This is a genomic window from Stenotrophomonas humi, from assembly GCF_001431415.1.
Lineage (GTDB): Bacteria > Pseudomonadota > Gammaproteobacteria > Xanthomonadales > Xanthomonadaceae > Stenotrophomonas > Stenotrophomonas humi.
The window spans coordinates 35,371-50,369 of the sequence record NZ_LDJI01000020.1; the positions used below are offsets into that span (position 1 = coordinate 35,371).

General features: G+C 63.9%; 9 protein-coding genes. 3 read left to right on the forward strand and 6 right to left on the reverse strand.

Annotation, left to right across the window (positions count from 1 at the left end):
- Positions 1-144 precede the first annotated feature (144 nt).
- Together ABB26_RS10655 and ABB26_RS10660 are read left to right on the forward strand one after the other, a co-directional pair.
- Positions 145-786 (forward strand): DUF938 domain-containing protein, encoded by a 642-nt coding sequence (locus ABB26_RS10655; RefSeq protein ID WP_057633923.1) that lies wholly within the window; start codon positions 145-147, stop codon positions 784-786.
- A 43-nt stretch (positions 787-829) separates the two neighbouring features.
- Positions 830-2,740, forward strand: a complete 1,911-nt coding sequence (locus tag ABB26_RS10660; protein ID WP_245626194.1) for a M61 family metallopeptidase — start codon at positions 830-832, stop codon at positions 2,738-2,740.
- Positions 2,741-2,877: 137 nt separating this feature from the next.
- Here ABB26_RS10660 and ABB26_RS10665 read toward each other — a convergent pair whose 3' ends face one another.
- From ABB26_RS10665 to ABB26_RS10675, 3 genes are read right to left on the reverse strand one after another with little or no spacing between them, the layout of a single operon-like run.
- Positions 2,878-5,127: a TonB-dependent receptor gene (locus tag ABB26_RS10665; RefSeq protein WP_057633926.1), complete on the reverse strand. Its 2,250-nt coding sequence runs from the start codon at positions 5,125-5,127 to the stop codon at positions 2,878-2,880.
- A gap of 19 nt (positions 5,128-5,146) precedes the next feature.
- Complete coding sequence (locus ABB26_RS10670) at positions 5,147-6,367, reverse strand: MFS transporter (RefSeq protein WP_057633927.1); 1,221 nt, start codon at positions 6,365-6,367, stop codon at positions 5,147-5,149.
- A complete protein-coding gene (locus tag ABB26_RS10675) occupies positions 6,357-6,743 on the reverse strand; it encodes a hypothetical protein (RefSeq protein ID WP_057633930.1) in 387 nt (128 codons plus the stop codon). Before ABB26_RS10675 ends, ABB26_RS10670 begins: the two co-directional genes overlap by 11 nt.
- Positions 6,744-6,878: 135 nt before the next feature.
- Between ABB26_RS10675 and ABB26_RS10680 the strand changes: the two genes are divergently transcribed.
- Positions 6,879-7,832, forward strand: a complete 954-nt coding sequence (locus ABB26_RS10680) for a helix-turn-helix transcriptional regulator (RefSeq protein ID WP_057633931.1) — start codon at positions 6,879-6,881, stop codon at positions 7,830-7,832.
- 280 nt (positions 7,833-8,112) lie between these two features.
- Here ABB26_RS10680 and ABB26_RS10685 read toward each other — a convergent pair whose 3' ends face one another.
- Genes ABB26_RS10685 through ABB26_RS10695 form a run of 3 tightly spaced genes read right to left on the reverse strand, consistent with a single transcriptional unit; the run spans position 8,113 to position 14,833 of the window.
- On the reverse strand, positions 8,113-11,373 hold the full coding sequence (locus ABB26_RS10685; RefSeq protein WP_057633933.1) for a type I restriction endonuclease subunit R: 3,261 nt from the start codon (positions 11,371-11,373) through the stop codon (positions 8,113-8,115).
- A gap of 41 nt (positions 11,374-11,414) precedes the next feature.
- Positions 11,415-12,722: a restriction endonuclease subunit S gene (locus ABB26_RS10690; protein WP_057633935.1), complete on the reverse strand. Its 1,308-nt coding sequence runs from the start codon at positions 12,720-12,722 to the stop codon at positions 11,415-11,417.
- Between the two features lie 2 nt (positions 12,723-12,724).
- Positions 12,725-14,833 carry a type I restriction-modification system subunit M gene (locus ABB26_RS10695; RefSeq protein ID WP_057633937.1) on the reverse strand — a complete coding sequence of 703 codons (2,109 nt, stop codon included), beginning with the start codon at positions 14,831-14,833 and terminating at the stop codon, positions 12,725-12,727.
- Positions 14,834-14,999 lie beyond the last annotated feature (166 nt).

The window sequence follows — 14,999 nt, forward strand, 5'->3', positions numbered from 1 at the left end:
CTCCGATGGGGCGACGGCAGGCATCGCACGTAACCACTGAATCTCGACGGCAACCGGTCCTGCGCACAAGTGACCATGGTCATGCGTGGGCGCAAACCTGCCGCGCGGGCACAATCATCGCCTGCATCCCCGGGTCCCGCCGCAATGAACACCAAGCCCTACGCCGAATCCTGCGATCGCAACCGCGAGCCAATTCTTGCCGAGCTGCAACGGCATCTCGGCGATGCCCGGCATGTGCTGGAGATCGGCAGTGGCACCGGGCAGCACACGGTGCATTTCGCCGCGGCAATGCCGTGGCTGCGCTGGCAGGCCAGCGATCACCCCGATTACCTGCCGGGCATCGGATTGTGGTTGCAGGACGCGGCCTTGCCGAACACACCGCCGGCCATCGCCTTGCAGGCGGTCACCGGCGAAATGCCGGGGCTTCAGCCGCTGCCACTGTTGCCGCAGGCCGGTGATACAAGTGGTTTCGATGCGGTGTTCACCGCCAACACGCTGCACATCATGGGCTGGGACAACGTGCAGGCCCTGTTCGCCGGGCTGCCTGCGCTGATGGCACCGCAGGCCCTGTTCATCGCCTACGGCCCGTTCAATTACGGTGGTGGGTTCACCAGCGACAGCAACCGGAATTTCGATGGCTGGCTGAAAGCGCGTGATCCGCGTTCGGGCATCCGCGATTTCGAAGCGGTGGATGCGCTGGCTCATGCGCAAGGGCTGATGCTGCGCGAGGACGTCACCATGCCGGCCAACAACCGCCTGTTGATCTGGCAGCGCATGCCCGGGTGAATGCGGGCTAGGATGCAGAATCTTCCGGGGAGGGTGGGGCGTGGTGAAGCACGGACGTAACTGGTTGTTGGCGATGGCGCTGGGCATGTCGCCGTGGCTGCCGGTGCAGGCGCAGCAAAGCGATGCGCGACAGGCCGCGATGCAGGTGCAGGCCCGCTATCCCGGGGTGATCGAACTGGAGGTGGATGCCAGCGACATCACCCGCCGCATCCAGCGCGTTCGGGAGCGCATTCCGGTATCCCCGGGCCCGTTGACGCTGTGGTATCCACAGTGGATTCCCGGCAACCACGCGCCGACCGGGCCGATCAACCAGATCGCCGGCCTGGTCATCCGTGGCAATGGGCAATCGCTGCAATGGACGCGCGATTCCGGCGACATGTATGCATTCAAGCTGCAGGTGCCCGAGGGCGTGAGCGTGCTGGATATCGAATTCCAGTATCTGTCGCCCACCGCTTCAGACCAGGGACGCGTGGCGATGACGCCGAACATGCTGGACCTGCAGTGGCACCGCGTGGTGCTCTATCCCGCAGGAATTGACGCACGTGGCATCCAGGTCAAACCGTCACTGCGCCTGCCCGAAGGCTGGCAGAGCGGCACCGCACTGGATGTGGCACGTCGCGACGCCGGTACCGAGCATTACCAGCCGGTACCGTTGATGACGTTGATTGATTCACCGGTGTTCGCCGGCCGTCACTTCAAGCGTTTTGCATTGGATGAAGCGGCAAAGCAGCCGGTGTGGCTGGACGTGGTCGCCGAGAATCCGCAGGCCTTGCAGGCCGATGCAAAGGTGCTCGATGCACACCGCGCATTGGTGCGCGAAGCCGACGCGGTGTTCGGCGCACGGCCGTACACACGTTACAACTTCCTGCTGGCGGTGTCGGACGTATTCAGTGGCATCGGCCTGGAGCACGCGCAGTCCAGCGAGAACGGCATGCACGACGGTTACCTGCGTGGTGAGCGGCCATTCCTGGACAACGACCTGCTGCCGCACGAGTACGCACATGCGTGGGTAGGCAAGGCATGGCGTCCACGGCCGACCTGGGTGCCGCATTACAACGGACCGATGCACAACGACGAACTGTGGATGTACGAAGGCCAGACCCAATACTGGGCGGTGGTGCTGGCTGCACGCTCGGGTCTGTGGAAGCCGGACTACGCGATGGCGATGCTGGCGCAGCTGCAGGCCAACTACGCCAGCCAACCGGGACGGCAATGGCGTGACCTGCACGACACCGTCCACCAGGGCATCCTCGATTTCAATTCCAAGCCGCAGGCCTGGGCCGATTGGCAGCGCGCTTTCGAGTTCTACAACGAGAGCACCCTGCTGTGGCTGGGGGTGGACGCGCGCCTGCGTGCCTTGTCCAAAGGCAAGGTGACCCTGGACGACTTCGCCCGGCGTTTCCATCAGGGCGGTGCGCAAGGTGAAATCCGCTTGTATGACCGTGCCGACGTGATGCAGGCGCTGGAGGCGGTGCAGCCGGGTGATTGGGATGCCTTCATCGGCAAGCGTCTTGATGCACGCGATGGCAGCGCACCGGATGGCCTGAAGGCGGCCGGCTGGGAGCTGTACTACGACGACAAGCCCAATCTCGTGGTTGCAGACGGCGAAGCCGACGGCGTGGCCGACCTGCAGTATTCGTTGGGCATCAAGGTCGGTGACGACGGCGTGCTGCAGGCGGTGGGTTGGGAAAGCCCGGCCTTCAAGGCAGGCCTGGCCAAGGATGTGACGGTGCTGGCGGTCAATGGCCTGGCCTACAGCGGCGGCCGTTTGAAGCAGGCGGTGATTGATGCGAAGAGCGGCACGCCGATCGAATTGATCGTGCGCCAGGCCGACAGCTTCCGCACCGTGCGCATCGACTACCGCGATGGCCTGCGTTATCCACACCTGCGCCGCATCGAGGGCGATGCGGACCTGCTGACGAAGATTCTGGCGCCGCGACGGCAACAGCGTTGAACGAAACCCGTGAGCCCTTCTCCCGTGGGGAGAAGGTGCCCCGAAGGGGCGGATGAGGGCGCTTCTGCTTTGCTCGTAGAAAGCCCACCCTCACCCCAACCCCTCTCCCATGGGGAGAGGGGCTTCAAGCACAAGCCTCAATACTCCCAGCGGTAGCCGATCCCGAACGTCCGCCCCTGCGCCGGCACGCTGGAAATCTGTCCGTACGTCGCCGCCGCCTGCTGCCCGTACACGGTCTTGTAGTCGCGATCAGCCAGGTTGTAGATGCCGGCACTGAAGCGGCCTGCACCCAGCGGAATCTCCGCCAGCAGGTCGAACACCGCATAGCCGCTGATCTTGGCCGACGGCGTGGCACGAATGGTCGGGCTGACCGCCGCCACCTGCGCATCACGCCAGGCATGGTCGCTGCCGCCGACGACCTGACCCTGCAAGCGCAGCAGGCTGTCAGTAGCGAAGCGCCACTGGCCGTACAGGCCGGCCTTCAGCGGCGATACGCGAAACGCGTTGAGCTCACGCCACCGGCCTTTGGCATCCTTGTACTGGCCGCGCGTGCTGGCCACGCTGGCGCCGAACTCCCATTGCTCGCTGGGCAGGTAACGCAGGTTGGCTTCCACGCCCCACACGCGCTCGTCGGTGTCGGCCACCGACACGCTGTAGTCGCGGTTGAACTGCACGGTCTTGTCCGACTGGTTGTAGAACGCGGTCACGCCACCCTGGAGTGCGGCGTCATCGCTGCGGCGCCAGCCCAGTTCGAAACTGTCGACCTTGATCGGGCCGATGTGGCGGCTGTCGATGACGAAGCTGGCCGGCACGTCGCGCAGCATGCGCTGGGTGTCGGGCAGACTGAAGCCCTGCGAGAAATTGGCGAACAATTGCTGCCCATCGGCCACTTTGTAGACCACGCCGGCATTGAACAGCGTCTGCGAATGGCGGACGTTGCCGCCTTGCAGCAGCTTGGGCACATAGGCCGGGTTGGCGGTGGCGGCGATGGCTTCGGTATAGGGCACCGAATCCTCGACCCGGTTGCGCAGGATCTGGTGACGCACGCCAGCCTGCACGGTCACGCGTTCGGTCAGCGGGTAGTCGCCCTGCAGGAACAGGCCGGTGGTATCCACGCGTACGTCCGGGCCCATCGCATAGCGCTGGGTCGGCACATAGTTCAGGCCATTGCTGGCGATGAAGGCATTGATGTCGTAGGTCTGGCCGAGCTGGCTGTCCTTCTCGCGCTCATGGTCCACACCGTAGGAAAGCTGCAACACGCGGCCATCCACGTCGAAGGCCTTATGCAGCGCGCTGCGCATGCCCCACACGTCGATGTCGGTGTTGGACTGCATCGCCACATAGGCGAAACCGCCCGGCAACGCCGGATGCACCGCCGCCGAAACCGATGGGAACCAACGGCCCTTCTCGTTGCGGTAATACGCTTCCACGCTCAGCTCATGCCCGCCGAGGATGTCGCGGTTGCGGTACTGGGTGTTGATGCCCTGGTGCCTGGTACGCGGCTGCTCATCCAGCTGCAGGCCCTTCACTGCCAAATGGCTGGGGCGATAGGCCGGATTGAACAGCACCGCCAGACGTGGGCCGTAGTCCGGGCCGTAGTCGCTGTCCTGCTGGTCGTCGTACCAGCGCAGGCCCAGGCTCAGCTGCTGCTTTTCGTCAGGGTTCCAATCAAGGCGGCCGTTGAACTCCTTGGTCTCGGTGTCCTGCCGATCGGTCTGCGCGATCTCCGGGCCGATGCGACGGCCATCGGCATCCAGCGAGGCGCCCTGGCGCGCGTAGTTGATGCCGGCCGCGCCGCTGAGCGTGTTCCTGCGGAAGGTCACGGTCTGGGCCAGGTTCCAGGCCAGGTTGTCGCCATCAACATCCGAGGGGCTGCGCAGATTGGCCTGGGTGGCCAGCGCCAGCGGCTGCTCGCCCGGCTGCAGGGTGATGATGTTGATGATGCCGCCGCTGGCACCGGCGCCGTACAGCGCGGTGGCACCGGAGATCACCTCGATGCGTTCGATCATCGTCGGCGAGATGCTGTTGAGCTGTCGCGAACCGTCGCGTGCTCCGGTCAGCGGCACGCCGTCGATCATCACCTGCACGCTGCGCCCGCGCATGGTCATGCCGTAGTTGCTGGTGGTGCCCGATGCCGGTGCCAGCGACGGCACCAGCTGGCCGAGGATGTCGGCGGTACTGCGACCGGCGGCAATCTGCTGCGCAACCTGCTCATGGTCGATGCGATACACGGTGCCGGCGATCTCGGCCACGCTGCGCGCGGCGCGGGTGGCGTTGACGCTGACTGTGTCCAGTTGCTGGACGTGGGTGTTGCCCTGCGCGTGCAGTTGGCCGCTGATGGCCAGGCTCAACAAGGCGAGCGGAAGGGTTGCCGCGTGATGCCGCATGGTGTCCTCGGGGAAGTCGTCAGAGAGAAGGGGAGGGAGCGGCCAGGCGCGCCATCACCGGCCTGCACAGCAGCAGGCCGACGACCGACGCAGCGGCCAACAACAGGTAGTAGCCCGGATAACCCAGGGCCTTGGCGAGGAAGCCGGAAGCGGCACCGCCGAAGAAGAACACCAGCAGCTCGAAGCAGACCAGCAGGGTGAAGTCGGTGCCGGCCTGTTCGCGCGAACTCACCCGCATGAAAAGGGCATACAGGCTGGTCATCGCCACATAGCGCAGGGCCAGCATCGCGATCACCAGCGCGCCGAGACCCAACCGCGAGCTGGCCAGCACGCCGCTGTACAGCAGCAGCGCCAGCAGCACATACAGCGCGCTGCGCCACCAGCCGGCATGCATCAGCAGTTGTTCGGCACTGCGCTGCTTGAGCAGCGAGGCAGCGGCGACGGCGGCAAGCATGCCGATGCCGGCACCGGTCACCGAGATCAGCAGGCCGATGTCGGTCAGGCTCCACTGCTGGTCGACCAGCAGCGGGTTGATCATCGCCATCGCCGGCGCCTCGACCAACCGATACAGCAGCACCAGCAGCAGCGCCCAGCGGATCTGCGGGCGGCGCAGTGCATGCAGCACACCGGGGCGAGCGGCGTTGGCCGGACGCGGACGTTCGTCCACCGCCTGCACCGCAAGCAGGGTCAGCGCGCTCATCGCGGCCAATGTCAGCAGCGCCACGTTCCAGCCGCGCGTTTCATACAGCCACAGCACGCCGGCACCGCCGACCATGCTGCCCAGCGCCACGCCAACGCTCTGCGCCATGCTGCCCAACCGGTGCTCGGCCGGTGCCAGTGCTTCGACGGTGTAGCCGTCGATGGCGATGTCCTGGGTGGCGGCGACGGTGGAGATCCACAGGCCCACCGCGACGAACACGGTGAGGCCGTGATCCAGCCCGGTCACCGCCAGCGCCAGGATGCCGGCCAGCAGCAACAACTGGGTCAGCCACAACCAGGTGCGGCGGCGGCCCAGCCGTGGCAGGTGCCAGCGGTCGACCAGCGGTGCCCACAGGAACTTGAACGCCCACGGCAGGTACAGCAGCGAGAGCATGCCGATCCAGCGCAGGTCCACGCCCTGGCTGCGCAGGATGGCCGGCACCGCCACGTTGTAGAAGTACAGCGGCAGCGCGTGCGCCATGTACAGCACCACGATCACGCTCAAACCGAGGCCGGAGACGGCGTTGCGCTCAGCGCGCATCGGCGGCCTCCATGTGACGCGCGATCCACCGGGTGCCGGCGGCGGCATCGGTGGTGACGAAGTAGGGCACGCCCCAGGCCGCATGCAGCGCCGGGGTGTCCAGCCGCTGCTGTTCCTCGGCCGAGGTGGCGATGCGCACCAGCCCCCTGCAGAAGCTGCGGAAGGCTGCTTTGTGCTGCTTGTACCAGACCGCCTGGATCGCCCGGTAGTCGTCGCAGAAGCTGGCGCCGGGCAGGGTGGTGGCGATGAAGTAGAACGGCGTTCCGGCAACGATCAGGCGTTCCACGTCGGCCAGCCAATGGCGGATTTCCTCCGCGCTTACCTGCCCATGGAAGACAGCGCGGATCACCGCCGTCTGGTCGATCGTCAAACCCATTGCCGCTACCTGTTCAGGAAAGAAAGGACCACGGCGAGCGCCACGACCTCAAATGAGAATAGTTACCAACTCCATTGCAAGTTTAGGCGGAGCGACGGAAAATTTAGGCACGACCACATTCCTGGGATGCCCTGCATGCAGGTTTTCACCTGCGCCGAACTGATGACCGCGGCCCATGCACTGGGCGGCCAGGTCGATTTCGATGTCGGCATGGCCGACGCCACGCCGGTGCTGGCCGGCTGGCAGCAGGTGCATACGGTCGATGACGGCGTGGTGCTGTACCTGAGCCGCAGCCGCGACATGGTCGGTGGCTGCAGCCACAACCGCCTGGCACCGGGCATCACCGCCGGTTTTCTGGTGGATGGCGAGGCGGACGTGGCCATCGGCAAGCATCGGCTGCGCCTGGAAGGCGCGCACCGGCGCATGCCGACGATGCTGGTGCATCTGCGCGAGGAAGATAGCTTCCAGCGTCATTGGCAGGCGGGCCGGCAGGAAAGCAAGGTCAGCCTGCACCTGAGTGATGACTGGCTGCGCCGGCAGTTGGATGGCGATGCCACCGGTAGCGCGCGGTTGTCGCGGGTATGCCGCAGCCACGCCGACAACCAGTCGTGGCGGCCCGGTGCACCACTGTTGCAGCGGGCGGCGCACCTGATGGAGAGCGCGCCGCAATCCCTGCCATTGGTGCGGCGCCTGCAACAGGAAAGCTTCGCGCTGGAACTGGCAGCCGACGTGCTGCAGACGTTGGCCAGCGACACCGGCGAAAGGCTGCTCGGCGTACACCTGCAGCGCTGCGTGGCCCGCCTGCATCAGTGGCTGGAAAGCGGTGAGGCCGACGCACTGAGCATCGCGCAGATGGCGCGCCAGCTCGGCACCAACGCGGTGGATCTGCAACGCGGTTTCCAGCAACTGCACGGCAGCAGCATCGTTGCCTACATGCGCACGCTGCGGCTGGAACGCGCACGCCAAGCGTTGCTGCGCCAGCGCGTACCGGTGGATGTCGCCGCTACCATCGCCGGCTACGCGCACACCAGCAGCTTCAGCGCAGCGTTCAAGCGCCTGTTCGGCGTATCACCCTCGCAGCTGAAGTAACCCCGGCAGGAAACAGCCCCGGTAGGAGCGGCTTCAGCCGCGAAGCCGGCGAATGGCCCCGCCGCGAAGACATTCCGGTTGCTGATGATCGTTCAAGGAGAATCTGCGTCACCTGCTCGGGTAATGCAGTTCGTGCCTGTCTGGAATTGCTGATGAAAAGATTCGTAGACCAAGGGGATATTGATCAGTGTCCCGGGGGGGGGGCAGCTTTCGACCCGAAGCGGTCGGTTACTGTCAGCGGTTGTTGAACTAATCCACTGCGATCCATCGCTACCCGCGCTCATGCTGCCCACTTCCTGCCGCGCAGCGCGTACTCAACGGCAACGTCATAGACGTTGTCGCACTTCTGCTTGAAGGTGGTACGGTCATAGCTTTCCGGCAAGTCCGCATCAAGCACGCGTTCGATTTCCGCGCGCACCTGCTTCTGCGTCTGCGCGCTCTGGTGCCAGTTCTGAATCAGCACCTTGGGCTGCTCCTCCACCAGGCGCTTCAGCAGGTGCTTGGCGGCCAGCTTCACACGCTGGGTCTCTTCCTGCGTCAGTGACTCCTTATTCAGCAGATCGAACAGCTCCAACTCGTCCTCGGTCAGGCCCTCGCGGATGTGTCGTTCGGCCTCTTCCTTCAGCTCCTGGGCATAGGCGGTCAGCTCGTCGTAGTAGTTCTCGGTGGAGGTGGCGCCGGAGTTGTAGGCGTCGATCACATTCTGCAGCCGCTGGATGAAGTCCACCCGCGTGCTGTTCTGCGCCAGCATCTCGGCCAGCTTGCGCTGCAGAAAGGCCTGCAGGTCGGCGATTTGGATGTTCTTGAACGGCGCCTGCTGGAACTCCTCGCGCAGCTTCTCAACGTTCACCTTGCTGAGGTCCCAGGCCTTGCCGCGCTGCACGATCTTGTACTGCGCCTCGAACTCCTTGGCGGAAAAGGCCTCGGCCTTGTCCACCACCACGCTGGCGTCCAGCAGCGCCTCGATGCGCTGCACCGCGCTGTCAATGTCGACCTGCTCGACGATGCTGTCCATCACCCCGCGCAGGTACTGGAAGGCCGACACCACGCGGCCCAGCTTGCGGCCCAGCACCTCAGGCTTGCAGGCCTCGTACAGCGAGGAGATCGTGTTCTCGTAGATGTTGAAGGACTTGCGCTGCTCGTCGCTGGCCAGCAGCGTGTCGGCAAAGCCGTTGAACTGGCCCAGCTTGGTGAACACGTCGCCGCGGTCCAGCGCCTCGTGCAGCGGCACACCCTGGCTTTGGCAGTAGGCCAGGCCCTGCTCCATGGCCTCGTCCAGCAGCGTGAACAGATGACTCTTGTCCCGCACCGGCAGCTCGTCGTCCTCGGGGCCGGCGGCGTAGTCCTTTAGCGCCTTCTTCATGCGGCGGAAGACGTTGTAGTAGTCCACGATCTCGCCGTGACGCTTGGCCACGCCCAGGATCTCGTGGCCGCTCACCCGGTTGGCCCGCGCGATGGTCTGCATCAGCGTGTGGCCCTGCATGGGCTTGTCGAGGTACAGCGTGCTCACCGTCGGCGCGTCGAAGCCTGTCAGCCACATCGCGCAGACGAACACCAGTTGCAGCGAGTGCTCCGGGTCCTTGAAGTTGAACTCGATGTCGTGGCCGTGCTCGTCCAAGGCATTCATGCGCTGGCGATGCGGCTTGATGTCGAGATTCTTCTTGAAGAACTTCTCCTCCTCGCCCGCCTCCTCGCTGACGATCACCGCCATCTGCACCGCGCCCATCCAAGCCTTTAGCTGCTTCAGCCGCTGGCGCTCCACGTCGTTGCTCGTGGCGGTGATGCGGCCATTCAGCGCCTTGATCTCGGCTTTCCACAGCGCCTGCACCTTGTCGAACATCGTCACGGCGGTGAACTTGTCCACCGAGACGACCAGCCCCTTGCCCAGGTACCCACGGCGGGGGAAGTGGTAGACGATGTCGCGTGCAATCGTGTCCAGCCGGTCCTCTCGCTTGACGACTTCCATCTCCTGCGCAAAGCGCTTCTCCAGCTTCTCCTGCGCCTCGCCGTCGAGGTTTTCGTCTTCCAGGATCTCGGCGAACTCCTCGCTGAGATCGTCGTTCTGGATCAGCACCTCGGGCACGCGCTTCTCGTAGAACAGCGGCACCGTGGCGCCGTCCTCCACGCTCTGCTGGAAGTTGTACTCGGACACGTAGTCGCCAAACCACGCATTGGTCTTGCGCTCCTGGCCCAACAGCGGCGTGCCGGTGAAGGCCAGGAAGTTGGCATTGGGCAGGCCGGCGCGCATGTTCTCGGCCAGGCCGGCGTACTGGGTGCGGTGCGCCTCGTCCACGATGACGACGATGTCGTCACGGTCGGACAGCAGCGGGTAGTCCTTGCCCTTCTCGAAGCGGAACTTCTGGATCAGCGTGAACACCAGGCGCTTGTTCTTGCCCAGCATCTCGCGCAGTTGCGCGCTGCCCTTGGGTCGCACGTCGTCCTTGGGCGCCACCACACCGGTGTGCAGGAAGTTGCGATAGATCTGCCCGTCCAGGTCGTCCCGGTCCGTCACCACCACGAAGGTGAAGTTGCCGGTGAGCTTGCGGAAGATCTTGCGCGTGTAGAACACCATCGAGAAGCTCTTGCCCGAGCCCTGGGTGTGCCAGAACACGCCCAGCTTGCCGCCCAGCTCGCGCCGGTGCCTGAACTGCTCGAAGGCGTTGTTCACGCCGATGAACTGGTGGTTCTGCGCGATGACCTTCTGCGTCTCGCGGTAGAACACGCAGAAGTTCTCCACGTAGTCCAGTAGCCGCTCCGGCGTCAGCAGGCCCAGCACCACACGCTCCACGCTCAGGCCCTGGGCAGCAATGGCCGGGCGGTCCAGCTTTTCCTTCTCGTCGTCCACCCGGAGCCAGGTGAAGAAGTGCTCCCACTGCGCGGTGATGCTGCCCAGCCGCGTCTCGATGCCATTGCTCAGCAGGCACAGCGCATTGGCGATGAAGAGTTGAGGGATCTCGGCCTTGTAAGTGGTGAGGTTGTCGTCAAAGGCTGCGCGCAGCTTCACGTTGCTGTTCTTCAGCTCGATGAACACCAGCGGCAGGCCGTTCACGTACAGCAGCACGTCAGGCCGGCGGTAGCCATGCTCGCCGCGCACCCACAACTGGCTCACCGCCAGGTAGTGGTTGCGGCCGGTGCGCAGGTCGTGCGCGTCGAAGTCGATGACCTTCAGCCGCTCGATCACCGTCTGCCCCGCCTGCGGCCCGGCTTCGGGCTTGTAGGTCACCGGCACGCCGTCGCGGATCAGCCCGTCCATCTCGCGGTTGGCTGCCACCAGGCTCATCGCCGTGCGCGGCTGCACCAGTTGGGCCAGGGCCTGGTCCACCGCGTGAGCCGGGGCCTGCGGGTTCAGTCGCTCCAGTGCTGCGCGCAGCCGATCGGCCAGGATGACCTCGCGCTTGTCCGCGCGACCCGAGCCATCGTTCAGGTCGTCTGGCTGGGCCGTGAAGCAGTTCAGTGCATCGAAGCCACACAGGTGCTGCAGCCGCTGCAGCAGGGCCTGCTCGATGTCGTCCTCGCTGATGAAATTCTTAGCGGCAGCCACGGCACCCCCCTGGTTTTGCCGGTTGTGGAGAAGAAGACCTGCTAACGGGCTATCGCCTCACGCTGCGCGGCCTCTGACGGCGGCTGCATGCTGGGCGGGAACTGGATGTCCAACGCATCGACGCGGAGCTTGCCGGAGATCAGGCGGGGGAGCAGGGCGTCGCGCATCTCGCTCAACCTTCGGGAGCTCTGGGCAAGTTGCTCCGCCTGTTGAAGCATCGGCTCTGCAATCAGTGATACCCGATCTTGCAAGGCGCGGGGCGGCATCACCACGTCTTGCGCGGGGATGAGGTCTGGCTTCAAGTGAAGAACGTTCGCCCCGTTTGCGAACTCCTTGATATGGTTTGCGAACCCGGAGAAGCGCAGGAATAAGTAGAGATACGTCGGGTCGACTTTCTTTGGCACCAACCTTATGACATCCAGCGAAATGACAGCGCCCCTCTCGCCGAGGTCTGGCACGCGGGCGGCTCGCCCGACGACAACCCGGTCCTGCGTCATGTCGGTGACTGCCATGACGATGTCTCCCTGTTTGACCAACTGCTCGCTCTTGAACTCACCCTTGTAGTGTTTCAAGCCGCCAGCACGGTAACCACCACCTCGGTTGAAAGACTTCAGCGTCACGAAGGGCATGGCTGCCGGGTCATCGACCAGATCCTCTGAGGCGTAGGACTTGCCTTTAACGACACGGCAGTGTCGCCCAAGCGGCACCACCTCCCAGCCTTCGGGAATACCTTTCGAGAAGGTGGCGGCCTCGCAACCCGGGAACCGCATCCGAACAAACCATTCGCGGTAGATCTCTTCGGCCATGGACTCCAGCAAGTCGATGCGGCGCTGGTTGTTGGCGATAAGGTCGTCGTAGGCGGTGAGCAGTGCGGCAATCTTCTGCTGCAGCTCGTAGGCGGGGAACCAGAACCTCAGCTTCAACAGCTTGTCCATGCTGAGGTTGTCCTGCGTCGTGCCCTTGGAGATTTGCTCCATGTGTGCACGGAACGCATCAAGGCAGTACTTCGTGTAGCGAACGTCAGCTTTGAGCGCATGAGGTGTGAACCCTAATATGCTGTCTGGAAAGCACGCAGGGATCGCAAGAATTGCCGTATCCGCGATGTTGGCCGCAATCGTGATGCACAAAGTTCCCGGCGGCCAAAGCTTGCTTTGCACTAGGCCCTTCGCGTTGTAGGTCTGCGTGTACTCCGTCAGATAGAACGGCGCGCGCTTAACGTCACCCGTTTGGACGAACGGATATTCGCCGCCGTAGAGGTCAGGATCGTTGCGCGGTCGGTGCTTGGACTTTCCTCTGCCCAAGGTTCCGACTTCTGTGAGCGTTTTGAATTCGGACTCGCGGGAGACCATGTTCACTCCACCAGTGCGGACAAGTTCTTCGCGATCACGTCTTGAAGTGCCTCCGCCGCCTTGTTCTGTTGGAGCAGTTCTTCGTGAGCCGTCCGCAGCTCGTCGGCGAACTCCTCCTCTGTCTTCCCATCCTCCTCAATCACCACACCCACATACCGCCCTGGGTTCAGCGACCAATCCTGCTCAGCGATCTCCTCGCGGCTGGCCAGCTTACAGAGGCCGGTGACGTCTTCGTAAGCGGCCTGGGGGAAGCGCTCCTGCAGCCAGCTCACATGCTGGTAGTACAGCTCGGCGGCCTTCAACTCATCGTGCAGGGCCTGCACTCCGACCTTTACACCTTTGGTCTGGCGGTTGGCGGTGGCGCGCTTTCCGTCTGCGTTGGCGGCCTCGGCCTTGCGCTTGTCCATCTCGCGGATGGCCTTGTCCAGCGCCTTCACCGCGGCATGCAGGCCGGTGAAGAAGGGCGTGAACTCGGCGCGCAGTGTGTGCTGGGCTTTGTTGCGCTCATCCACGCTGTGCTTCTGACCGCGAGTGCGTTCGTGCTGGTCTTGGGCCTGTTCCAGCGCGGCCAGTTGCCCCCACTGGGTCTGCAGCGCGGCGATGACATCGCGGGCGGTCTGGCTGGCCAGGGCATCTGCGGCTTCTTCAGCCAGCACGGCCAACAGTCGCTTGCTCAAGGCGGGCAGGTGCTCGGCGGCTTCCTTGAGCTGGGCCATGCCCTGGTGCAGGTAACGGTCCACCTGGTCCACGAACTCCTGGCGGCGGCCCTTGTGCAGACGTGGGATGAGGGCGATGTTCTGGATCTGCTCGTCGCTCAGCTCACGGTGGGCGCGGTCCACTTGGGTGAAGATGTTGCGGGCGTCGATGAACAGCACCTTGTCATCGGTCTTGCCCTTGTCGAAGAACCATAAGGTTGCCGGCAAGGTGACGGTGTAGAACAGGTTGGACGACAGCGTGAGCATGCCGTAGATAAGGTTCTGCTCGATGAGCGTGCGGCGGATGTCGGCCTCGGAGTGGCGGGCATCGCTGGCCGAGTTGGCCATCACCAGCGCGGCGCGGCCGCCGGGTTTGAGCGAGGTAGCGAAGAGGTTGATCCAGAGATAATTTCCGTTCGGTACGGTCTCGACGGCTTTCTCCTTGCCATCTTTCCCGCCCGACGCCTTTGCCTTGGTCTTGTTGCGGGGCACGCCGTAGGTGTTGAAGCGGCGGTCTTTCTCCACGGCGTCCAGCGTCACGTCGTCCACATTGAACGGCGGGTTGGCCATCACGTAGTCGAAGGCGCCGAAGGCGTTGAAGGGGTCTTCGTAGTAGGTGTTGGCCTGCTTGATGTCGCCGCGCAGGTTGTTGACGGCGAGGTTCATCTTGGCGAGCTTGACGGTCTCCAGCGTTTTCTCGGTGCCGCAGACAAACACGTCCAGGTCTGCCGCCTTGTCGGCCTGGTGCTGGAGGATGAAATCCGCCGACTGCACGAACATGCCGCCGGAGCCGCAGGCGGGGTCGAACACCTTGCCCCCATGGGGCTCGATGATCTCGGTCATCAGCTTGACGACGGAGCGCGGTGTGAAGAACTCGCCGCCGCCCTGGCCCTCGCTGAGCGCAAAGTTCGCGAGGAAGTACTCGTAGATCTGGCCGAACACGTCGCCGGTAGCGTCCACCGGGATGTCGGAGAACAGCTTGAGCAAGTCCTTGGGAATGTGCTGGTTCTTGGGGCTGCGGGTGAAGCGGTCGTACTCCTCCTGCGGCAACACGCCCAGCAGCTCGGGCTTGGTTTTCTCGATGCTGGCCATCGCGGCGCGGATGGCCTTGGCGATGTTTTCCTTCTCGGGCAGGTTCAGCAGGTAGTCGTAGCGGGCCTTCGCATCGAGGTAGAAGCCACACTTCTCGATGGCAATCTCTTCCAAGGTACGCTCACGGCGCGTGCTCTGGAGCTTCTTGAATTCCTGCTCGATTGCCGCTTGGTGCTGCCGGTACTTATTGTCCGCGAACTTCAGGAAGATCAGACCGAGCACTGGGGTGCTGTACTCGCTGGCCTTGAGATCGGAGTTGGCGCGGAGTTTGTCGGCTGCTGACCACAGGTCATTTTCGAGTTTTTTGAGCTGGTCGCGATTCATTCTATTGATCGTAAAGGAGTTTGACCTGTTCCTGCCTTGCCGCCAATGAATATGTTCTGACGCGCAGACTCAGTCATGGCGCCCCATGGAGTTTCGATAGGCGTCTTGACGTTCGTAAACAAATCTTGAGTTGACAATCAAAGATGATACTAGCCGGAAGGCTGCT

Bases quoted from the DNA above. Each gene is read 5' to 3' on its own strand.
- ABB26_RS10655 (WP_057633923.1), top strand. From the start codon at position 145: ATGAACACCAAGCCCTACGCCGAATCCTGCGATCGCAACCGCGAGCCA.
- ABB26_RS10665 (WP_057633926.1), bottom strand. From the start codon at position 5,127: ATGCGGCATCACGCGGCAACCCTTCCGCTCGCCTTGTTGAGCCTGGCC.
- ABB26_RS10670 (WP_057633927.1), bottom strand. From the start codon at position 6,367: ATGCGCGCTGAGCGCAACGCCGTCTCCGGCCTCGGTTTGAGCGTGATC.
- ABB26_RS10675 (WP_057633930.1), bottom strand. From the start codon at position 6,743: ATGGGTTTGACGATCGACCAGACGGCGGTGATCCGCGCTGTCTTCCAT.
- ABB26_RS10680 (WP_057633931.1), top strand. From the start codon at position 6,879: ATGCAGGTTTTCACCTGCGCCGAACTGATGACCGCGGCCCATGCACTG.
- ABB26_RS10690 (WP_057633935.1), bottom strand. From the start codon at position 12,722: ATGGTCTCCCGCGAGTCCGAATTCAAAACGCTCACAGAAGTCGGAACC.
- ABB26_RS10695 (WP_057633937.1), bottom strand. From the start codon at position 14,833: ATGAATCGCGACCAGCTCAAAAAACTCGAAAATGACCTGTGGTCAGCA.